Genomic DNA, 21,301 nt, shown 5'->3' on the forward strand with positions numbered 1-21,301 from the left:
GGCTCATTATCGATAAACAGAGAAAAAACATCTCCATTTAGGGAATGACAAGCTCCCCACGCAGCACCAATATTCAACCCCTACCACCGGTAATGAGCGAAAGCTCTATTGGCTTCAGCCATCCGGTGCGTCTCATCCCTCTTCTTTACCGCCGAACCGTTATTATTAGCAGCATCCATTAATTCCGCCGCCAATTTCTCCCTCATACTCTTACCACTTCGAGCCAACGCACTTTGCTTAATCCACCTCAAGGCCAAAGCCACCTGGCGCACAGGACGAATTTCTACAGGCACCTGGTAAGACGCTCCTCCGACCCTTCTTGACTTTACTTCTACCATTGGTTTGACGTTTCCCAAGGCAGCATGGAAGACCTTAAGCGGCTCATCCCCCGTCTTATCCCTGACAATGTCAAATGCCCCGTAACAAACCCTCTCAGCCGTACTCTTTTTTCCGTCCTGCAGAAGAATATTCAAAAACCTGCCAACAATTTGATCCTTATACCTGGCATCCTGAACAACCTTTTGACGAAGAACGAGTGGCCTACGTGGCATTTTTTCCCCTAAAGAATTAACGAATTTTAAATTAAATAAGCGAAGGTAAAAGCGCGGGACCTACTACTTGGGGCGCTTTGCACCATACTTTGATCGCCCCTGCTTCCGGTTAGCTACCCCAACGGCATCCAATGCCCCACGAATCATATGATATCTGACACCAGGAAGGTCCTTCACCCTACCACCACGCACCAGAACAATTGAATGCTCCTGCAGGTTATGACCCATACCTGGTATGTAAGCAGTTACCTCAAGACCCGTCGTCAATCGAACCCTTGCTACTTTTCTTAATGCCGAGTTTGGCTTCTTAGGAGTCGTAGTATATACCCGAAGACAGACCCCCCTTCGCTGAGGACACTGATTTAAAGCCGAACTCTTGCTTTTTGCTTTAATGGCTTTACGGCCGACACGTATTAATTGGTTGACTGTAGGCATATTATTTCCAATTTCAATTTCTTTTTAATGAATTTAAAAATTCGAAAATTAATTGTGGCGAACCGGGTGATCTTATAGATTCATTTCCGTTATGTCAAGATGCCATTTCATCTTAAACGTCGCATATAATATTATTTTTCACTTGACGAATGAACTTTATTTAAACTTGACTGATCCTCGGAAGACAGAACTACATCGTCCTCTGTCCGCTTCGGCACAAAAGTTTCGCGATACTCCCCCCAACCTGTTCCAGCCGGAATCAACCTTCCGACAATTACATTCTCTTTTAAGCCACGTAAATCATCCGTACGTCCATTAATAGCCGCTTCCGTAAGAACTCTGGTTGTTTCCTGGAAGGAGGCCCCGGAAATAAAGCTGTCAGTACTCAGCGAGGCCTTTGTGATTCCCAATAAGACAGGCTTACCTAGCGCTGGCTGCCCGCCCTCGGAAATGACCCTTTCATTTTCATCATCAAACACAGATTTATTGACCTGAGTGCCAGGCAAGAACGCACTATCGCCAGCATCTTCAATTCTCACCTTTTTAAGCATTTGGCGGGTGATGACCTCGATGTGTTTATCGTTAATCACAACTCCCTGAAGGCGGTAAACCTCTTGCACCTCATCAACCAAATACTTTTGCAACTCCCTTGGCCCCAAGACGCTTAAAATATCATGTGGATTAGCGGACCCATCCATTAATGGTTCACCAGCTCTTACCCAATCACCTTCATGAACATTTACATGACGGCCACGAGGGATAAAATATTCCTTCACATCACCAATCTTGTTATCCACGACGACCTTTCGTAAGCCTTTCACAAAACCACCAAAAGACACCTCTCCATCAATTTCGGTGACAACCGCATGCTCCTTAGGCTTTCTCGCCTCAAACAATTCAGCTACCCGAGGCAAGCCTCCCGTAATATCTTTTGTCTTAGTCGTTTCTCTGGGTATTTTTGCCAGCACATCTCCAGGATAGACAGTTGATCCTTTTTCCACAAAAATATGAGCTCCTACTGGCAGGAGGTATCGTGCGGGAGATCCAGAGGAAAGCTTTGCGGTTTTTCCTGACTCGTCCTTAACGGACAGCCGCGGACGCAAATTGGTTCCTGCCTGCTCGATGACGACCCGGCGCGATAAACCAGTGACTTCATCCACCTCTTCTTTCATGGTGACTCCTTCGGCAATATCACCGAAAGCCACCTTCCCCCCTACTTCAGTCAAGATGGTAAGTGAATACGGATCCCATTCCACAAACTTCTGTCCTACTTCGACTTTTCCGCCATCTGAGACTTTTATCTTTCCTCCATACACCACCGGATATTTTTCCCGTTCACGGCCAGTCTCATCAATTACGGCAACTTTGCCATTGCGCACCATGACAACCCAATCCCCTTGTCGAGTCTTTACGGCCATACTGGGATTGTAAAAATCTGCATTTTTCTTTGCGTCAAAACTTAAAAATTTAATCGTACCATCATGCTTGGATGCCAGAACCGTTTGTTCCACAACCTTACTGGCCGTGCCTCCAATATGGAATGTCCGCATGGTCAACTGGGTCCCTGGCTCACCGATAGACTGCGCCGCAATGACTCCAACAGGCTCTCCCTTTTCTACAAGGCGGCCGCGTGCTAAATCTCTGCCGTAGCATTTGGCACAAACCCCCCATCGAGATTGGCATGTGAGAACAGAACGAATTTTCACGTGGTCGATTCCCGCCTCAACGATGGTCTTACAAAGCTCTTCCTCTAATTCTTCATGAGCTTTAACAATGACTTCCTGCGTGACAGGATCGAGCACATCCTCTGCGGTTAACCGCCCAAGAATGCGTTCATCCAGGGGTTGAATCACTTCTCCACCCTCTACTAACGCCGAAACAATAATTCCGTCCGTTGTGAAGCAATCAGGTTCACTGATAATCACATCCTGAGCCGCATCTACAAGACGCCTAGTGAGGTACCCTGAATTTGCCGTCTTGAGTGCTGTATCAGCCAACCCCTTCCGGGCTCCATGAGTTGAAATAAAATACTGTAAAACCGTGAGCCCCTCTCGGAAATTAGCGGTAATAGGAGTTTCAATAATTTCTCCTGAAGGCTTGGCCATAAGACCGCGCATTCCTCCCAATTGCCGAATCTGCTGCGAACTTCCCCTCGCACCTGAATCCGCCATCATAAATATAGGATTGAGACCTTCTGCTGCACCGCGCCCGCCTCCCTCTTTAATTTCCTTCATCATTTCAATGGCAACTTCTTCGCCCACATGGGCCCAAATATCGATAACCTTGTTGTATCGCTCCCCGTTAGTAATCAAGCCTTCACTGTATTGCTCCTGAACCTGGGAAACATCTCCTTTGGCGCGCTCGATTAATTCCTTTTTGCGAGACGGAATATGCATGTTATCGATACAAATGGAAACGCCGGCTTTGGTGGCATAGGAGAACCCCAAATCTTTCAATTGATCAAGCATGACGACTACTTCATGCAGACCGGCTTGACGATACACACGATCAATCAGTTTCGTCAGCTCCTTTTTCGTCATAAGCTGATTTACATGTGAAAAAGGCATGCTTCCTGGCAAAACTTCCGAAAGAATTACTCGTCCAACCGTCGTATCAATCATATCTCCATCAATTCGTACTTTTATCCTCGCCTGCTCTTCCACTTCCTGCGAATCATAGGCAATCCGAACTTCATCTGTAGACGAAAAGATCTTCCCTTCCCCGCGGGCCCCGTCACGATCCTTGGTCAACCAATAACATCCTAAGACCATATCCTGAGAGGGAATAGATAGGGGTCGGCCATTGGCTGGTGAAAGAACATTATTGGCCGCCATCATTAATACCCGAGCCTCAATTTGGGCTTCCACTGAAAGCGGAACATGCACAGCCATTTGATCCCCATCAAAGTCGGCATTAAAAGCCGCACAGACTAAAGGATGGAGACGAATAGCCTTTCCTTCTACCAAAATAGGATCAAAAGCCTGAATGCCAAGACGATGAAGAGTTGGAGCACGATTCAACATAACCGGATGCTCTCGAATCACTTCATCAAGGACATCCCAGACTTCAGGACGCTCCTTCTCAACCAAACGCTTAGCGCTTTTGATTGTCGTTGCCGCTCCACGCTCTTCCAGTTTATGAAAGATGAACGGTTTAAATAATTCCAAAGCCATTTTCTTGGGGAGTCCACATTGGTTAAGCCGTAATTCTGGCCCGACCACAATCACCGACCGCCCGGAGTAATCAACCCGTTTTCCGAGGAGATTCTGCCTAAATCGCCCTTGCTTTCCTTTGAGCATATCGCTCAAGGACTTGAGAGGACGTTTATTGGCGCCACGGATGACCCGGCCCCGACGCCCATTATCAAACAACGCGTCGACCGCTTCCTGCAGCATTCGCATTTCATTGCGGATAATGACACCGGGAGCCTTCAATTCCACTAATCGCTTGAGACGGTTATTGCGATTAATCACTCGACGATAAAGATCATTAAGATCCGAAGTAGCGAACCGTCCTCCATCCAAAGGCACCAGTGGGCGAAGCTCAGGGGGCAACACCGGAATGGCATCCATAATCATCCACTCTGGATTATTTCCTGATTTATGAAATGCCTCAATGACCTTCAATCGTTTCGTAAGTTTTTTCCCCACCGCCGCGGACGTCGTACTCTTAATCTTGACATGCCGTTCATCCCACAAAGCATTAATATCCACTTTGCGCAATAATTCCCGAATAGCTTCGGCACCAATACCCACTTTAAAAGAATTGGCCCCATACTCCTCGACGCACTCACGATATCTTTCCTCAGTCAAGAGCTCTCTTTCTTTCAAATTCGTATTGCCGGTATCCAGGACCACATACGCCTCAAAATACAGGATCTTCTCCAACTGCTTTAAACTCATATCCAAAAGAATGCCAATCCGGCTGGGCACACCCTTGAGAAACCAGATGTGAGCAACAGGAGCAGCCAGTTCGATATGGCCCATTCTCTCGCGTCGAACTTTTGACTGGATGACTTCCACGCCACACTTATCACACACAATTCCACGGTGCTTCATCCGCTTGTATTTACCGCAATTACATTCCCAATCTTTGGTTGGCCCGAATATTTTTGCGCAAAACAGCCCATCCCGTTCAGGCTTAAAGGACCGATAGTTGATCGTCTCTGGCTTTTTTACCTCGCCATAAGACCACGAGCGAATCTTCTCAGGCGAAGCGATACGAATTCGCATGGCATCAAATGAAACGGCATCACGAGGTTTTTCAAAAAGCGAATAGATACTATCCAAGTTCGTTCCTCCGATTATGTTGAATGATGAGACTGGACAACCACGCTAATTCTCTAATCAGCAGATTTGATCAACTCCACATCCAACCCTAAACTTTGCAATTCCTTCACCAAGACATTAAAGGACTCCGGAAGACCAGGTTCCAGAAAGTTCTCACCTTTTACGATTGCTTCATACATTCGAGACCGTCCGGGCACATCATCTGATTTCACGGTCAGAAATTCCTGCAAGGTGGAAGCCGCCCCATAGGCCTGCAGAGCCCAGACCTCCATCTCTCCTAGACGTTGACCGCCAAATTGAGCCTTTCCTCCAAGGGGTTGCTGCGTTACCAAAGAATATGGTCCGATTGAGCGAGCGTGAATTTTATCGTCTACCAAATGGTGAAGTTTCAGCATATACATGTATCCCACCGTGACCGGACTCTTAAACGGTTCGCCTGTCCGCCCATCATAGACCACCGATTGTCCTGACTCAGGGAGATTCGCCTTCTTCAATAATTCTTTGATTTCCTTTTCCGATGCTCCATCGAATACAGGGGTTTCTACCTGAATTCCTAATGCTTTTGCCGCCCACCCCAAATGCGTCTCAAGAATTTGCCCTACATTCATTCGGGAGGGAACTCCCAACGGGTTCAGGACAATCTGAACGGGCGTCCCATCTGGAAGATACGGCATATCTTCTTCAGCCATGATTCGAGAAACGACACCCTTGTTTCCATGACGACCAGCCATTTTGTCGCCCACCGCAATTTTTCTTTTAATTGCCAAATACACCTTGACCAGCTTAATTACACCGGGAGGTAATTCATCTCCACGTCGAAGACGACCAACCTTCTCATCGTATTGTGTCTGCAAGATTTCAATTTGGTCTTTCGCTTCCCGCTCAATTTCATCCAGTTTTTTTTGTTCTTCAGCGTCAGCCAGAATCACCCGACGCGCATCATCATCAGATAACTTGCGAAGAACTTCCGCGGTAATACGACCCTTTTTCTTTAGAATCACTTCCCCACTATCAGGGTCCATTAAATCCCGTCCGACAAATTGCCCAAGCAATAGCTTCCGAATCTTACGATTCCGTTCTTCTTCGATAATCCGCAATTCTTCCTGGTAGTCCCGCTCGACTTTGACGCGATCATCCGTCTCGATTGTCCGAGACCGCTCATCTTTATCTACGCCTTTTCTGGAGAAAATCTTGACGTCCACGACAATACCTTCAATGCCTGGAGGAACCTGAAGCGAGGTATCCTTCACATCTCCAGCCTTTTCTCCAAAGATCGCACGCAATAATTTTTCCTCTGGTGTCAGCTGGGTCTCTCCCTTAGGCGTAACTTTTCCCACAAGAATATCGCCTGGCTTGACTTCCGCACCGATTCGTACGATGCCACTTTCATCCAAATTTCGAAGAGCCTCTTCACCAAGGTTAGGAATATCGCGAGTGATTTCTTCTTTTCCTAACTTTGTATCACGCGCTTCCACTTCGAACTCTTCGATATGGATAGAAGTAAACACGTCTTCTTTAACCATTTTCTCACTTAAAAGAATGGCATCTTCATAGTTGTATCCACCCCATGGCATAAAGGCGACGAGCACATTTTTTCCCAACGCCAATTCTCCGCGATCCATAGCCGGACCATCCGCTAGCACTTGCCCCTGCTTAACCGGTTGCCCAATTCGAACAATAGGAGTTTGGGTAATACACGTATTTTGATTCGTTCGCTGAAATTTGATCAAATCATACGTATCCAGGATTCGAGAACCTTTTTTCTTATCATCTTTTTCCTTAAGTCCGGTTCTGACTACGATTCTCCTCGCATCTACCGATTCAACAATCCCATCTCGTTGAGCGATAGCCAAATATCCAGAATCTCTCGCTACAACAGCTTCCATTCCCGTCCCGACCAAAGGTGACTCACTTTTAATTGTTGGCACTGCTTGGCGTTGCATATTCGAACCCATAAGGGCCCGGTTTGCGTCATCATGCTCCAGAAATGGAATTAACGCAGTTGCCACGCTAACCACCTGTTTAGGAGAAACATCCAGATAGTCCACTTTATCGGGAGTAGTCGTCACAAATTCCCCTGCTTCTCTGGCGGTTATCGTTTCCGAGGTGAGCATCCCCTCCTTATTCATTGCTGAATTAGCCTGAGCGATAACAACCTGATCTCCATCCAATGGCGAAAGGAATTCAACGTCGTCTGTGACACGCCCTTTTCTTACTTTCCGAAAAGGAGCCTCTATAAACCCAAACTCATTGATCCGAGCATAAGTAGCCAACGACGTAATCAACCCAATATTGGGTCCTTCCGGCGTTTCAATAGGACATATACGACTATAATGAGAGGGATGAACGTCCCGGACCTCAAAACCTGCACGCTCCCTGGTCAAACCACCTGGCCCTAAGGCAGACAGCCTACGTTTATGGGTGATCTCTGCCAACGGGTTAGTTTGATCCATAAACTGCGAGAGTTGACTTCCAGCGAAAAACTCCTTGATGGCACCAACGATAGGCTTGGCATTGATCAGGTCATGAGGCAACACGGTTTCCATATCGAGCAGATTCATCCGCTCCTTAATGCTTCGCTCCATTCTAGCCAGACCGATACGGATTTGATTTTCCAATAACTCACCAACTGATCGGACACGACGATTGCCTAAATGGTCGATATCATCAACCGCACCTTTTCCGGCCTTAAGATCCACCAAGCATCTTACCACCTCGACAATATCTTGAGCGGATAACGTCCGCTGCTCTAATGACAAATCAAGGTTGAATCGCTTGTTCATCTTCAGCCGACCAACAGGGGAAAGGTCATACCGCTTGGGATTCAGAAAGAGATTTTCGAACAACAATTTTGCTGATTCAATGGATGGCATTTCCCCAGGCCGGAGGCGTTTGTAAATTTCCACCCAGGCCTCTTCCTTTGAATTAGTCCGCTCGGCTTCCAATGTGTCAAGAATCACAGGACTGGTCGTAGGGCTATCCAGGTAAATAATTTTAAATCCTTCGACTCCGCTCTCCAGAATTCGCTCCATCACCGGTGCCGTGAGTCGTTGATTTTTTTCAAGGATTACTTCCTGAGTTCCAGGATCTACAAGTTCGGTTAACACAGCTCGACCAATCAAATCTTCCTGCTTGATAGGAATTTCTTTAATTCCAGCTGCACGAATACGCCCCATGAGCGTTTTATTGAGCTTGGTACCTTCTTTTACCAACGGCTCATTAGATCCCTTCTCAAAGAGGTCTGCCGGAGATCGCAACCCTGCATGAATGTCAGGATCAAGCTTGCGAAGCAATCCCCCATTCACGACACGCACTTCCTCAACAGGATAATACATTTTGAGAAGGTCATCAGTGCTAAAACCAAAACCTTTTAATAAAATTGTGGCAGGCATTTTCCTGCGGCGATCAATTCGTACATACAAAATATCTTTGGCATCATATTCAAAGTCGAGCCATGACCCTCGATAAGGGATGATCCGACCTGAAAATAAGACTTTCCCGCTTGAATGAGTCCGGCCCTTGTCATGACCAAATGAAGGCCCAGGAGATCGATGCAACTGACTGACAGCCACCCGCTCAGTCCCATTCACCATAAAGGTGCCACGCTCGGTCATCAATGGCAGTTCACCGACATAGACTTCTTGCTCCCTGACATCAAGGACCCTGTTTTTTACACTTTTATCTTGTTGATCGAAAACGACCAATCGCACACGAAGCTTTAAAGGTGCAGCAAAGGTCATTCCCTGCTCTATACATTCCCTCGTGTCATACTTGGGCGTTCCCAGGGAATAGCTGGAAAATTCTAAAATGGCCGAATTATTATAATCCATAATGGGAAACACACTTTTAAACGCTGCATGCAATCCCTTGTCCTCACGACGATCCGGCAATGTCTCCGCCTGCAAAAATTCCTCATAAGAACGGCGTTGCACTTCAACTAAATCCGGAATTTCAATATGTGAGCGAATTTTTGAAAAGCTATGTCGCTGAACACTGCCTTCAAAGGCTGGTTGTCCCATTCCTGTCTCCTTAAGGATTAACGGCCACCTCAGCTTCCTGCTGGCCCTCGAACCTTCCTAAGTCACAACTCCGAGTCCTCAAAATGAGGCAAGTACTACTTCACTTCTACGGTCGCACCAACATCTTGAAGTTTTTTCTTAATAGTTTCCGATTCTTCTTTGGACACGCCCTCCTTTACCGCCTTCGGGGCCGCCTCAACGAGATCCTTTGCTTCTTTCAAACCCAACCCAGTAATCTCTCGCACCACCTTGATGACCTGAATCTTTTTATCCGCTGGGGCACTTCCCAATACTACCGTAAACTCGGTCTGTTCTTCAGCGGCAGGAGCCGCAGCGCCCGCTGCAGCAGCCATAACCCCAACAGGCGCCGCTGCCGTCACACCGAACCGATCCTCCAGACCCTTCACAAGATCAGACAATTCCAGGACACTCATGCCCTCTATAACTTTAATGAAATCTTCCTTTGACATTTTTGCCTCTGTTGCACTCATCTCCCCTTCTCCTTTCTGCGTTTTGTTTTCTTGAATTGCGGCTAATACCGCAACAATACTTCTTACAATTTGACCTAAAACCCCGACAAACCCTCGAATTGGCCCTTGGAAAGCCGACAACAACATTGACAGCAATTCTGCCTTTGACGGCAAATCCGCCACAGAAGTGAGGCGAGCTGGATCTAACTCGACCCCGTCCAAAATTGCCCCTTTGAGCTGCAATTTCTCTTCGCATTTTTCACTTTTAATAAAATCACGAATAACTTTCGCAGGCAACACCGGATCATCGTATCCAATAACCAATGCCGATTGACCCCTAAAAAATGGTTGCAAAGGAACAAGGGCCGTTCCTCCGATAGCTCTCACGGCAAGAGTGTTCTTGACCACATGAAAGTTTGACTTCGCCTGCCGAAGTTTTTTTCGCAAATCATTAATTTGATTCACGGGCATACCCGCGCATTCCGTGACAATGGCTATCCGCGCTCGAGCGAATTGTTCATGCATGACTGCCACAGCTTCATTTTTATCGGTTTTTTTCATACCTCGAACTCACCTGCTGAGATTAAAGTTTCAACTGACCTGCTTTGCAATCGCGGCTCCGTCCAGATGGATACCTGGTCCCATCGTGCTGGACAATGTCGCACTTTTCACATACTTTCCTTTACTGGAAGAGGGCTTAGCCTTCATGATGGAATCAAAAACCGACTGGGCGTTTTCTCTAATTTGTTGTCCCTGAAAAGACACCTTTCCAACAGGAACATGAATGTTCCCTGCCTTATCAACCTTATACTCAACTCTCCCCCTTCTGATTTCCTGAATGGCTTTCCCGACCTCAAAGGTCACCGTTCCAGTTTTAGGATTTGGCATTAATCCTCGTGGCCCCAATACCTTCCCCATTCTTCCGACAGCACCCATCATGTCCGGGGTCGCAATCATGGAGTCAAAGTCCAGCCATCCATCTTGGATTTTCTGCAAAAGGTCATCGCTCCCCACAAAATCGGCCCCAGCTTCTCTGGCCTCCTGCTCCTTCTCTCCTTTTGCAATCACTAAAATCCTGACCTTTTTCCCCGTTCCGTGAGGAAGGACCGTAGTCCCGCGAACCATCTGATCCGCACGCTTGGGATCTACCCCAAGGCAAAGTGACAGCTCTACCGTCTCATCGAATTTGGCAAAAGCAGCCTGCTTTACCAGGTCACTGGCCTCCTCCAATGAATATAGGGCCTTTGTTACCTTCGCTAAAGCCGATTCAAATTTCTTTCCCACGGCGCATACCCTCTGTTAAAAGCCTCACAATATAATTTACCCTTCAACCGTAATGCCCATACTTCTCGCGGTTCCTGCAATCACATTCATCGCAGCTGGGATATCACTGGCATTCAAATCTTCTACCTTCAACTTAGCTATGTCCTCTAGCTGTGCCATGGTGATTGTTCCAACTTTATTTTTATGGGGAATCCCTGAACCCTTTATGATACCTGCAGCCTTCTTCAGTAAATCTGATGCCGGAGGAGTCTTGGTCACGAAGCTGAAGCTTCTATCCTTATAAACAGAAATGACCACTGGGATAATGCTACCCTCTTGCTTCTGAGTTCTAGCATTAAACTGTTTACAAAACTCCATAATGTTCACTCCATGTTGCCCCAGGGAAGGCCCAACAGGAGGAGCAGGATTGGCTTTTCCAGCCGGAATCTGCAATTTAATTTGACTAGTTACTTCTTTGGCCATGCCTTCACCTACCTTACATCGACTTGCGTATTGCTTAAATTAAAAAGGAATACTCCACTTGTCTTTAAACACGCTCAACCTGAGAAAACGCCAATTCCACAGGGGTTGAACGACCAAAAATACTGACTAGCGCCTTGACCCGACCATGATCCTGATCCACTTCATCCACCAATCCATTGAAGCCCAAAAATGGGCCATCCACAATTCGGACATTGTCCCCTTTTGAAAAATTGGCCAACTCTCTTGGAGCCGTTACGCCGGATTCCAACTGCTTCAATAGCGTGGCCACCTCCTCAGGATCAAGCGGGATTGGCCTGGTTCCGCCTCCAATAAAACCAGTCACCTTGGGGGTCTCCTTGATCATAGCAACGACTTCATCCCCAAGCGGGCCATTCGCTTCAAGCAGAACATACCCGGGAAAGAATTTTCGTTTAGAGGCCCGGCGTTTTCCTTCTTTAAATTCCACTACATCCTCAGTAGGAACAAGGACTTGCGCCACAGAATCCGCCATTCCTAATTGATTCGCCCGCTCGACAATTCCGGCCCGAACCCGCCCCTCATATCCCGCATAGGTGTGAATGACATACCAATGACTCGACATGAATTCCCTTCTACTAATAGATGCTAAATAATCCTGCTAATTAACCAAACAAGAATTGAATCCACCACAGAGAGGTACAAGGACATGATTACGCAAAACAAGAGAACCACCGTGGTCGACCCGATCGTCTCAGACTTTGTAGGATAAGAAATTTTTTTAAGTTCCCCACGCACGTCAGACAAAAATTCGGTAATGGAAAACCATAGCTTTTTAAACACGGCTTACCCCCTCAGCCTTTTTCGAAATCACGTCACTACGCTAAAAAACGTCTCTTACTCGGTGCACATTCCATCAACAGCCAAGTATGGCAGGGGCACAGGGATTCGAACCCGGACTTTCGGTTTTGGAGACCGACGTGCTAGCCGTTGACACCATGCCCCTCCAACCTGCACGAAACCTAAATGACCCATACCATCAATCACTTTACCTCTTTGTGAGGGCTATGCTTTCGACAAAATCGGCAATATTTTTTCACTTCCAGCCGATCTGGATCGTTTTTCTTGTTTTTCATTGTCGAATAATTTCGGCGCTTGCAATCTCCGCACGCTAGAGAAATAATGACTCTCATCGATACACCCCTATGTTCTTACGCGACGATTTCCGTGACCACCCCGGCTCCGACCGTTCGGCCCCCTTCTCGCACTGCAAATCGCACCCCTTGCTCCATCGCAATCGGGGAGATCAGTTCACCCTCAAACGACACATTATCCCCCGGCATCACCATCTCGACTCCCGGGTTTAATTGCACCACGCCCGTGACATCTGTCGTCCGGAAGTAAAACTGCGGACGATAGCCATTAAAAAACGGCGTATGCCGTCCGCCCTCTTCCTTCGTCAAAATATACACTTCCGCCTTGAATTTCGTATGCGGCGTAATGCTCTTCGGCTTGGCCAACACCATGCCCCGCTCCACATCCTCTTTCTTCGTGCCCCGCAACAGCGCCCCAATATTGTCACCCGCCTGTCCCTCATCCAACACCTTCCGGAACATTTCCACGCCCGTGACAATCGTCGTCTGCGTCGGCTTCAGCCCCACAATCTCAATTTCATCCCCCACCTTGACCACGCCGCGCTCTACCCGGCCCGTCACTACCGTCCCCCGCCCGCTGATGGTAAAGACATCTTCAATCGGCATCAGAAACGGCTTCTCAATGGCTCGCTGCGGAGTCGGGATGTAACTATCGACCGCCTCCAATAAGCGCATAATCGACGGCACCCCCACCTCACTCTGATCCCCTTCAATAGCCTTGATCGCTGACCCGATGACCACCGGCACATCATCGCCCGGAAAGCCATACTTCGTGAGCAACTCCCGCACTTCCAATTCCACCAACTCCAGCAATTCCTTGTCTTCCACTTTATCCGCTTTATTCAAAAAGACCACGATAAACGGGACCCCCACCTGCCGCGCTAACAAAATATGTTCCCGCGTTTGCGGCATCGGCCCATCGGCGGCACTGACCACCAAAATCGCGCCATCCATTTGCGCCGCCCCGGTAATCATGTTCTTCACATAATCCGCATGCCCCGGGCAGTCGACGTGCGCATAATGGCGATTGTCTGTTTCATATTCCACATGGGAGATCGCAATGGTGAGAATTTTGGTCGGATCCCGTCGCCCCTGACTCTCACTCGCCTTGGCGACTTCATCATAGGGAACAAACTTCGCCTTCCCCGTATCGCCCATCACTTTCGTCAAGGCCGACGTCAGGGTCGTCTTCCCATGGTCAACGTGCCCAATCGTCCCCACATTGACATGCGGCTTCTTCCGCTCAAATTTCGCCTTCGCCATGCCCTACCTCTTCCTTAAAATGCTACGCAAAAATGCTAAAGTGTATCGTTGCTGGAGCCCACGACGCGGATCGAACGCGTGACCTCGTCCTTACCAAGGACGTGCTCTACCAACTGAGCTACATGGGCTCTATCACTTTCTCGAGAAGATCTTTGCCTTCATGAGGCACGCAAATCTAAGCCCACCCAAAAAAATGGAGCGGGCGACGGGATTTGAACCCGCGACAGCCAGCTTGGAAGGCTGGAACTCTACCACTGAGCTACGCCCGCAGCTTGGTTTAAACCCTATATGCTGAGAAAATTTTCCTTCAATAGCACATCTTGTCGTATTCACTAGATCCCGTCCTTTTCAGTCAGTCATGGTGGGCAGGCAAGGGTTCGAACCTTGGAAGCCGATGGCAGCAGATTTACAGTCTGCCCCCGTTGACCGCTTGGGTACCTGCCCTTTGAATGAGTAGGACCGTCTTCTACTTAAACCGCTTTGGAATTACATCATGGAAATTATTAAGATGAAGATCTTTTTGAAGTGAAGACAAACAAGGCAGAAATAAGCCCCTGCATGTACAGATCATCAACAAAAACATTCGTATTTTGTTCTAGAAACAGGAGCAGAACAAATTCACTCTTCTTGTAAACGAATCATTATAATTTCCAAAGATGGTCTGGTCAAGACCCTCGCCTGGACTTTAGGTGCTTAAGACATGAGAAAATCTTATTTGACAAACCCGCTCTCCCCACGCCACATTCTTAGCAATGGATTCCCTCATGCAGTACCCCCGCCTACCTTTGGCATGTCAGCAGAGAAGCCGGGTGAAATTTCATTGCTGGACCTGGATAGTCATCGTGCCATTTTGTTTAAACCTGGGCTTAATCATTGGATCTCCCGTAAACGCTTTTGGCGAAATAAATGACCGACAGGATAACGGGCTCGCCAGCATCACAACGCCTAAGGGAGCAATGATCTACGCAGAGGTGGCTGATACCTCAAATAAAAGAGCTCAAGGCCTGATGTACCGTACGGCCATGGAGGAGGATCATGGTATGCTCTTTATCTTTCCAGAATTGGGGTATTGGACTTTTTGGATGAAGAATACCAAGATCCCACTTGATATATTATGGTTGGACAAGAAGGGAACCATCATCCACATTGAAGCAAACGTCCCTATTTGCACCAGAACAGATGATCACTGCCCACGGCATTATTCATATAAACAATCATGGCAAGTCCTTGAACTTAATGCCGGAATCGCAGAAAAACTTCAACTCCTCCCTGGAAGCCGATTAACCATCTCATTGCCTCCCCAGAACCATAACCCCTCTTAGTTGCCCCTAACATTCCCGTTATTACCATCCTCGCACTCGCTTAGCAGAAAGAATGCCTTCAACTCGTTGAATTTCCTGCAGTATTAGTTCAAGGTGGGCAGTATTTTTTACTTCGATAACAAAGTCCAATACGGCCTTTCGATCCTCTCTGGTAGAAATCTCTGCCCTTGTAATATTAGCTTGACATTGAGAAATTCCAGCGGACACTTTAGCCAACACACCAGTTCGATCCAAGGTCAAAACTGACACTTCAACTGAATGCGTGCCGTCTAGCTCCGAATCCCATTCCACCTCCACTAAGCGATTGTGATCCCATTCTAATGATTGAAAGTTCGGACAATCGATCGCATGAATGGTCAACCCTCTCCCTCGAGTAATATATCCACGAATCGGCTCACCAGGAACAGGCTTGCAACACTTGGAGAGTTGCATCAACACATCTTTGGTTCCCCCAAACTTCACAGATCCCTCCCGAAGGAGTCCAGGGAGCTTTTGCTGGGGAGTGTGAGGGACGACCTTCGTGGGAGACGAAGGCCCTTGTTCGGCACCTTCGTGAAAGTGACTGACAATTTGATCCGGAGACATACGACCGAATCCAACCTGCCGAATCAATTCATCCACCGTTTCACTGCCCTTGGCTTTAGCCATTGATGAAAGGCGATCAGATTTCAAAGATTGTGCGACAGGAAGATTATGTCTCCGAAATTCTTGTTCCAACAGCCGTCGCCCAAGTTCCAGTGCCCGCTTTTGCTCTTCAACTTTAAACCAATGCTTGATTTTCGTTTTGGCCCGGGAAGTTCGGACAAATTTCAACCAACCTCGATGAGGTACCTGCGAGGGGGAGGTCAGAATCTCTACCATATCCCCACTGCTTAATTGATAACGGAGAGGAACTAATTTCCCATTAATCTTTGCCCCGACACAATGATCTCCGATTTCCGTATGAATCGCATAGGCAAAGTCTAATGGTGTGGCCCCGACAGGGATCTCCCGCACTTCCCCCGTTGGCGTAAACACAAACACAACATCATGGAATAAATCCAATTTAACCGAATCCATAAACTGGCGGTTATCGGCAAGATCCTTGTGCCATTCCACAAACTGCCTGAGCCAGCTGAAGACCTGTTCATCCCGTTCGCCAACTTTTCCAGGCTCCTTATAGAGCCAATGGGCTGCCACACCGTATTCATTTATTCGATGCATATCCGCCGTCCGGATTTGGAATTCCACATACTCTCCTTGTGGGCCAACAACGGTCGTGTGTAACGATTGGTACAAGTTCGAACGTGGAGTCGCAATGTAGTCCTTAAAGCGTCCAGGGACGGGAGGCCAAATGGAATGCAGCAATCCCAAAATGGCGTAACAATTCATTTTGGTATCCGTTACAATACGAACCGCTGTCAAATCAAAGATTTCGTCAAAAGATACGGACCGGCGCTCCATTTTTTGATAGATGCTAAAGAGATGCTTAGGACGTCCATCGATCTGTCCTGGCAACCCTGCGTCCAAAAGAGCCTGCTGAGCCAGGTGAATCAGGGATTGAATATATTCCTGACGCTCCTCATCCTTTTTAGCCAGCCGTAGCTTTAAATGAGACCAGGCATCCGGTTCCAAATATTGGAAGCACAAATCCTCTAGCTGCTGCTTAATCCAACTCATACCAAGCCGGTTGGCTAACGGTGCATAAATCTCCATTGTTTCTTGTGCAATTTTTTTTCGCTTTTCGTCCGACAACGCCTCAAGTGTCTGCATGTTATGCAATCGATCCGCTAACTTGATAAACACTACTCGAATATCATCAGCCATAGAGAGAACCATCTTGCGGAAATTTTCCGCCTGCTTCTCTTCATCAGTTTTAAAAGGAATTTGACCAATTTTTGTGACGCCCTCCACTAAACGAGCCACGTCACTTCCAAATTCTTTTTCTAACTCGGCTCTTGTCGCTACGGTATCTTCGAGAGTGTCATGTAAAAGTCCGGCCACAATCGCGGGAACGTCCAATTTCAAAAAAGTTAAAATCCCAGCGACCGCTAAAGGATGCTGGACATAGGGTTCGCCCGTCCGTCGAGTTTGACCTTCATGAGCTTTTGCGGAATAGTCATACGCTCGTTTGATGAAGTCGGTATCAGCCTCAGGGTAATAGGCTTTTACCTGATCCATAAGTTGTACAATATCGGTCAAATGCGTCACATTCATTTTTTAGTCTTTCATCCAATTGCCTTGGGGCAGTGCCGACGAATCATAACAAAAAACGGAGAAAAATGCTTCGCCTTTCACTATCAGAATCGGTAATTGGCGCCCCACATCCCGAGGGACACAATAAGAAAGAGGCTCAATTTCCCCGTGAAGGGACAGGTCACTCAAAAGGCGCATCCATCGGACTGAACGGGAAAAAATGCGATGCGAAATTTTTGAGGCCGGAAGACCTTTACTGAAAAGGACCTTTAGAAGAACAGAGAATGCCAAGAAAGTTAATATATCTGGCGAGTGAAAGAGGGAAGGAGAGAATTTTTAAAAATCAACGAACCTAACGCATTTATTCTCCACCTTTTTGTACATAATTTTTGACAAATTCAGCCGCATTTTCTTCTAAAACTTTATCAATTTCATCAACCAGTTCATCCATTTCTTCTTTGAGACGTTGACCGGTCTCCGCAACATTCGGATCAGCCTGAACGTCCTCTGTTTCTTTGGGAGAGCTTGGTTTTCGAGATTCGTATTTACGGTCTTGCTTGTCCATGGTGCACCTCCTTGGTCAAGTCGATGAAACACCTATTAATTCAGGGTACTCCACACTTTCTCCTACCGTCAAGAAAACTAATGTCATCCTCGGGGACTTCATTGCTCCACTCCCACCATTATGATAAATTGCCTCCCGCGGGCGATTAGCTCAGTGGAAGAGCGCTTCCTTCACACGGAAGAGGCCACTGGTTCGATCCCAGTATCGCCCACCATGATACATCCTTTCTGGATCAATTTCTTCCCGGCACCATCGTTGTTCACTTTATCAGCAGATAACAGCGAGGCCTTCTTGATCGTTCATTTTTCACCCACTACTTAATTCAGACCCCAATACCCGAGTCGCAGTTATTCTACGACAGCGCGATCATTTACTCTCAAGAGCCGGTAGTAATGTTAGAACCGATCACCCATCAAAATCGACCCTACGCAAAGCCGACAAATGTCCTGAATGTGTTTTTGCTTTTCTTCTTACTTCCACATTGTGCCAGCACTCCCCCTGCCTCCAACCTTCCACCCTCTGAAAGCGACCTCAACCTCTTAGGAAAGGCCACCTTGTGCCAAACCAAAACAGAGGTTCAAACGGATTGGCTGCAATCCGTGGGACAGGAATCTCCCTGGGGAGGAGGCACCGAAGTCTTTCGTGAAACCGCATCACCCAAGAAACATGCACAATGGTTCATGTTTAATGAAGATCAGACTCTTGTGGGCGTCATCACCGTATTCCCACGCGGTCTGGATTTAGAAGACTATCCGAAACTTCGACATACCCTGCGTCAATTACCACCGGCTCGTGAATTCTTTTTTCATTCTTCCCAGCTTCTGAAAGAACAAACCCCTGACTCTGGTACTCTGCATCGGACCGGAGAAGCCACGACCACGCATCAATATTTCATGCGACACACTCAAGGGGAACAAGACCAACTGGTCATGGCCGTTTTCGTCCTTGATCCGTATGAAACACTTTTAGATGGCAGCCATTCAAAATTTCTTTCTTATATTGAAGGTCCAGATCTCCCGGAGAAAGACCTCCCGGGTACAAAAGGACAATTGGGATCCGAAAAGGAATTTTTAGGACTTCAGCAATTTGCCAGAGGAGAGATAGCCTTATTTGCGTCATGTGGCAACAAGCAGCCGGAACTCGCCGTTGACGCCTATCAGAAAGCCATTCAATATGGCTTATCTGATCCGAAACAGTTGGCGGAAGCCCACCATCGTCTTGGATTGGCCTTACGAAGCATGGGCAGACTCCCAGCAGCCGCAACTGCCCTGGAACAGGCCCTGACCATCCAGCCATACTCAGCAGTCATCCTCAATAGTTATGGCTCAGTCCAAGCGCAACTTGGAAAAGTGCCAAAGGCTATCGAAACCTATGAGCGGGCTTTGTCCTTGCAGCCAAACTATGCTCAGGCCCGATTCAATCTAGCTGAAGCTTATGAAGCACATAACCCCAAACGCGCCATTCAAGAATACGAAACATTTCTGATATTGGTAGGGAACAATCCTGAGGAAATGACAAAAATTGACCTGGCCAAAGGTAGAATTAAGACCCTACAAGGCGGATCGAGACAGTAATCAAAATAGAATTAATTCTTATGGGACATACCCGGTTCAAGCACTGGTCATATCAAAAGACCGTTGTAGTAAATAACCCACGCGTTAAACCTTCATGAAATTCTATGCCGTTCGCCGCGGCCGCACCATTGGCATCTTTGAGAGTTGGGATGCCTGCCGTGCCCAAGTACATCATTTTCCCGGAGCCGAATATAAAGCCTTCCCCAACCGAGAAGACGCGGAAGCTTTTCTGTTATCTCGTCCAATCAGTCAACCAATCAAACAGAAGCGAACGGCCACACCAACATCATCCTCGATGATCGAAGTTTGGGTCGATGGATCCTGCTTCCCCAAGGACGATGGCACTCTTCGACTGGGATGGGGGGTACTGGTCAAAAAAAATGGTAGAGAAATTCACAGGGACAAGGGGAATGACATTCCGCAGGAAGCTATGAATCACCGAAATGTCGCCGGGGAAATTCTTGCCATCCTCAAAGCCATCAAATGGTGCCAATCTCAGGGGATAACCGCAATGACAATTTACTTTGACTACCAAGGACTAGAGAGTTGGGCAACCGGAGCATGGCGCACCAAGCTACCCTTTACCCAAGCCTATGCACAGGCGGTCAACGAATCAGGCATCACGATTAACTGGGTCAAAGTGAAAGCTCATTCCGGCAATCCAGAAAATGACCTTGTCGATCAACTTGCGAAAGAAGGGGCAAGGGGGAAGTAAGAAAGGGAGAATTTTAAGCGGGTTTACAACCTCAAAACCAGGAAGACTCCTGTATCAATTACAGCTTTCCTTCTCCTTTTAAATAATTCCTGAAACGGGTCATGAGTTCATCACCCAATAAACCAACATCAGGCTTTTTCTTCATGTAATCCCTGATCTCATCCAAGCGATGTTCCGCCTGCTCATTCCCCTTTAATCGTTTAACTTTTTGCATAGCATCGCCAAACGCATCAAAGGTCAGTTCCTGATAGCCAAAACTTCGAATCCGCTTAACGGCTTTCATCATCGCCTCATTTCGGAAGGTGGTGAGGTGTTCGGAGTCGATGGTGGTTAGCCCGAGTTTTCTCGCACGTCGTTCTGCAGCTTTTCGGATGCCGCTTCGAACAAAATCCGGCGAAGTATGAAGACGTTTCCAGGCCTCATCCGTCCATGCCACCTGTGTGGGCGGATCCTCCCAGAGACGGATCAAGGTTTCAGCATCAATTTTCTCGATCCCTTGTTCCCTGGCTAGATCCTCGGCATCACGCTTTAACATATCCGTCACAAATTCCATAGCAATCGGAGGTGAATCCTGAATACGCTTATTCAACAAAGCCAAAGCTTCATCGGTCCATTCCATGGGCACGCTTTTCTCGATCGGAATATCCCCTAAGGCTTCAACCTTTTCAAATAATTCCACATTCACTTCCATATGGCCGCGTTCTTTAGCCACATCTTCAGCGATCTTGCCAATCATGCTTCGCATGAACTCCGGAACGGCCTCTAGGCGCTTTCGTGCCTCGGCGGTCCAGGGGAGTTTGCCTTGAGCCATGTCCTCGGCAGCTTGAGTCATGCCGGCCGCGCCCCCCATCGAGCCCATCATTTGCTGCTTAAATTGGTCTAAAGTTTCAGCCGTAATTTCTGTATATCCCAATTCTTTGGCTTTTCTTTCTGCAAGACGGCGAACCATACCTCTCAGGAACAAAGGAGCGCGTTCCAGTCGAGACGAAGCCTCTTCCGTCCAGGGGATCTCGTGTTCTGTTTGAGATGGCTCGGTAGTAGACATGG

General features: G+C 47.6%; 17 protein-coding genes, 5 tRNA genes and 1 pseudogene. 4 read left to right on the top strand and 19 right to left on the bottom strand.

Translation table 11 applies throughout. The features are described 5' to 3' along the window. Positions 1–80: 80 nt before the first annotated feature. The 16 genes and pseudogenes from rpsG to LX98_RS16585 all read right to left on the bottom strand — a co-directional run bounded on the left by rpsG (position 81) and on the right by LX98_RS16585 (position 14,347). Complete coding sequence (gene rpsG / locus LX98_RS16510) at positions 81–551, bottom strand: 30S ribosomal protein S7 (RefSeq protein ID WP_496429927.1); 471 nt, start codon at positions 549–551, stop codon at positions 81–83. Positions 552–614: 63 nt separating this feature from the next. Beyond that, positions 615–986: a 30S ribosomal protein S12 gene (gene rpsL / locus LX98_RS16515; RefSeq protein ID WP_312646250.1), complete on the bottom strand. Its 372-nt coding sequence runs from the start codon at positions 984–986 to the stop codon at positions 615–617. Positions 987–1,117: 131 nt separating this feature from the next. After that, positions 1,118–5,275 carry a DNA-directed RNA polymerase subunit beta' gene (rpoC, locus tag LX98_RS16520; RefSeq protein WP_496429928.1) on the bottom strand — a complete coding sequence of 1,386 codons (4,158 nt, stop codon included), beginning with the start codon at positions 5,273–5,275 and terminating at the stop codon, positions 1,118–1,120. A gap of 53 nt (positions 5,276–5,328) precedes the next feature. Next, the gene (rpoB, locus tag LX98_RS16525; RefSeq protein ID WP_496429929.1) at positions 5,329–9,294 is read right to left on the bottom strand and encodes a DNA-directed RNA polymerase subunit beta; all 3,966 of its coding nucleotides are present in this window, start codon (positions 9,292–9,294) and stop codon (positions 5,329–5,331) included. A gap of 95 nt (positions 9,295–9,389) precedes the next feature. Next, a complete protein-coding gene (gene rplL, locus LX98_RS16530) occupies positions 9,390–9,764 on the bottom strand; it encodes a 50S ribosomal protein L7/L12 (protein ID WP_496430622.1) in 375 nt (124 codons plus the stop codon). 54 nt (positions 9,765–9,818) lie between these two features. Continuing rightward, positions 9,819–10,325, bottom strand: a pseudogene (gene rplJ / locus LX98_RS16535) (50S ribosomal protein L10); the annotation flags it as partial. 30 nt (positions 10,326–10,355) lie between these two features. After that, positions 10,356–11,048, bottom strand: coding sequence for a 50S ribosomal protein L1 (gene rplA, locus LX98_RS16540; protein ID WP_312646248.1), 693 nt, complete (start codon positions 11,046–11,048; stop codon positions 10,356–10,358). A gap of 36 nt (positions 11,049–11,084) precedes the next feature. Next, entirely contained in the window at positions 11,085–11,510 is a 426-nt protein-coding gene (rplK, locus tag LX98_RS16545) for a 50S ribosomal protein L11 (RefSeq protein ID WP_312646247.1), read from the bottom strand. A gap of 64 nt (positions 11,511–11,574) precedes the next feature. Beyond that, positions 11,575–12,111, bottom strand: coding sequence for a transcription termination/antitermination protein NusG (nusG, locus tag LX98_RS16550; protein ID WP_312646246.1), 537 nt, complete (start codon positions 12,109–12,111; stop codon positions 11,575–11,577). 23 nt (positions 12,112–12,134) lie between these two features. Continuing rightward, positions 12,135–12,329, bottom strand: a complete 195-nt coding sequence (gene secE, locus LX98_RS16555) for a preprotein translocase subunit SecE (protein ID WP_312744072.1) — start codon at positions 12,327–12,329, stop codon at positions 12,135–12,137. Between the two features lie 87 nt (positions 12,330–12,416). Further along, a tRNA-Trp gene (locus LX98_RS16560) sits at positions 12,417–12,492 on the bottom strand. Between the two features lie 37 nt (positions 12,493–12,529). Continuing rightward, entirely contained in the window at positions 12,530–12,679 is a 150-nt protein-coding gene (gene rpmG / locus LX98_RS16565) for a 50S ribosomal protein L33 (protein ID WP_342346608.1), read from the bottom strand. Between the two features lie 18 nt (positions 12,680–12,697). Then, positions 12,698–13,903, bottom strand: coding sequence for an elongation factor Tu (gene tuf, locus LX98_RS16570; RefSeq protein WP_496429925.1), 1,206 nt, complete (start codon positions 13,901–13,903; stop codon positions 12,698–12,700). Positions 13,904–13,955: 52 nt separating this feature from the next. Beyond that, a tRNA-Thr gene (locus LX98_RS16575) sits at positions 13,956–14,031 on the bottom strand. A gap of 66 nt (positions 14,032–14,097) precedes the next feature. Then, a tRNA-Gly gene (locus LX98_RS16580) sits at positions 14,098–14,172 on the bottom strand. Positions 14,173–14,262: 90 nt separating this feature from the next. Continuing rightward, a tRNA-Tyr gene (locus LX98_RS16585) sits at positions 14,263–14,347 on the bottom strand. Between the two features lie 320 nt (positions 14,348–14,667). Here LX98_RS16585 and LX98_RS16590 point away from each other — a divergent pair. Further along, a complete protein-coding gene (locus tag LX98_RS16590; protein ID WP_496429930.1) occupies positions 14,668–15,225 on the top strand; it encodes a DUF192 domain-containing protein in 558 nt (185 codons plus the stop codon). Positions 15,226–15,246: 21 nt separating this feature from the next. On the opposite strand, the gene LX98_RS16595 is transcribed toward LX98_RS16590, so the two are convergent. Further along, positions 15,247–17,421 carry a RelA/SpoT family protein gene (locus tag LX98_RS16595; protein WP_496429931.1) on the bottom strand — a complete coding sequence of 725 codons (2,175 nt, stop codon included), beginning with the start codon at positions 17,419–17,421 and terminating at the stop codon, positions 15,247–15,249. A 340-nt stretch (positions 17,422–17,761) separates the two neighbouring features. Beyond that, positions 17,762–17,965 carry a ubiquitin-like protein Pup gene (locus tag LX98_RS16600; RefSeq protein WP_496429932.1) on the bottom strand — a complete coding sequence of 68 codons (204 nt, stop codon included), beginning with the start codon at positions 17,963–17,965 and terminating at the stop codon, positions 17,762–17,764. A 139-nt stretch (positions 17,966–18,104) separates the two neighbouring features. On the opposite strand from LX98_RS16600, the gene LX98_RS16605 reads away from it, so the two are divergent. From LX98_RS16605 to LX98_RS16615, 3 genes are all read left to right on the top strand, one after another. Next, positions 18,105–18,179: transfer RNA gene (locus LX98_RS16605), tRNA-Val, on the top strand. Positions 18,180–18,357: 178 nt separating this feature from the next. Beyond that, on the top strand, positions 18,358–19,539 hold the full coding sequence (locus LX98_RS16610) for a tetratricopeptide repeat protein (RefSeq protein WP_496429933.1): 1,182 nt from the start codon (positions 18,358–18,360) through the stop codon (positions 19,537–19,539). A 94-nt stretch (positions 19,540–19,633) separates the two neighbouring features. Further along, a complete protein-coding gene (locus LX98_RS16615; protein WP_496429934.1) occupies positions 19,634–20,254 on the top strand; it encodes a ribonuclease H1 domain-containing protein in 621 nt (206 codons plus the stop codon). Positions 20,255–20,312: 58 nt separating this feature from the next. Here the strand turns inward: LX98_RS16615 and LX98_RS16620 are convergent, their stop codons facing one another. Further along, positions 20,313–21,299 (bottom strand): PCP reductase family protein, encoded by a 987-nt coding sequence (locus LX98_RS16620; protein WP_496429935.1) that lies wholly within the window; start codon positions 21,297–21,299, stop codon positions 20,313–20,315. Positions 21,300–21,301: the final 2 nt, after the last annotated feature.

Source organism: Nitrospira marina (assembly GCF_059568365.1).

Excerpts from the sequence above, each read along its gene's own strand:
- rpoB (WP_496429929.1), bottom strand. The coding sequence starts at position 9,294 with ATGGGACAACCAGCCTTTGAAGGCAGTGTTCAGCGACATAGCTTTTCA.
- rpsG (WP_496429927.1), bottom strand. The coding sequence starts at position 551 with ATGCCACGTAGGCCACTCGTTCTTCGTCAAAAGGTTGTTCAGGATGCC.
- LX98_RS16615 (WP_496429934.1), top strand. The coding sequence starts at position 19,634 with ATGAAATTCTATGCCGTTCGCCGCGGCCGCACCATTGGCATCTTTGAG.
- LX98_RS16610 (WP_496429933.1), top strand. The coding sequence starts at position 18,358 with ATGTTAGAACCGATCACCCATCAAAATCGACCCTACGCAAAGCCGACA.
- rplL (WP_496430622.1), bottom strand. The coding sequence starts at position 9,764 with ATGTCAAAGGAAGATTTCATTAAAGTTATAGAGGGCATGAGTGTCCTG.
- tuf (WP_496429925.1), bottom strand. The coding sequence starts at position 13,903 with ATGGCGAAGGCGAAATTTGAGCGGAAGAAGCCGCATGTCAATGTGGGG.
- LX98_RS16590 (WP_496429930.1), top strand. The coding sequence starts at position 14,668 with ATGCAGTACCCCCGCCTACCTTTGGCATGTCAGCAGAGAAGCCGGGTG.
- rpmG (WP_342346608.1), bottom strand. The coding sequence starts at position 12,679 with ATGAGAGTCATTATTTCTCTAGCGTGCGGAGATTGCAAGCGCCGAAAT.
- rplK (WP_312646247.1), bottom strand. The coding sequence starts at position 11,510 with ATGGCCAAAGAAGTAACTAGTCAAATTAAATTGCAGATTCCGGCTGGA.
- LX98_RS16620 (WP_496429935.1), bottom strand. The coding sequence starts at position 21,299 with ATGTCTACTACCGAGCCATCTCAAACAGAACACGAGATCCCCTGGACG.
- LX98_RS16595 (WP_496429931.1), bottom strand. The coding sequence starts at position 17,421 with ATGAATGTGACGCATTTGACCGATATTGTACAACTTATGGATCAGGTA.
- rpsL (WP_312646250.1), bottom strand. The coding sequence starts at position 986 with ATGCCTACAGTCAACCAATTAATACGTGTCGGCCGTAAAGCCATTAAA.
- nusG (WP_312646246.1), bottom strand. The coding sequence starts at position 12,111 with ATGTCGAGTCATTGGTATGTCATTCACACCTATGCGGGATATGAGGGG.
- LX98_RS16600 (WP_496429932.1), bottom strand. The coding sequence starts at position 17,965 with ATGGACAAGCAAGACCGTAAATACGAATCTCGAAAACCAAGCTCTCCC.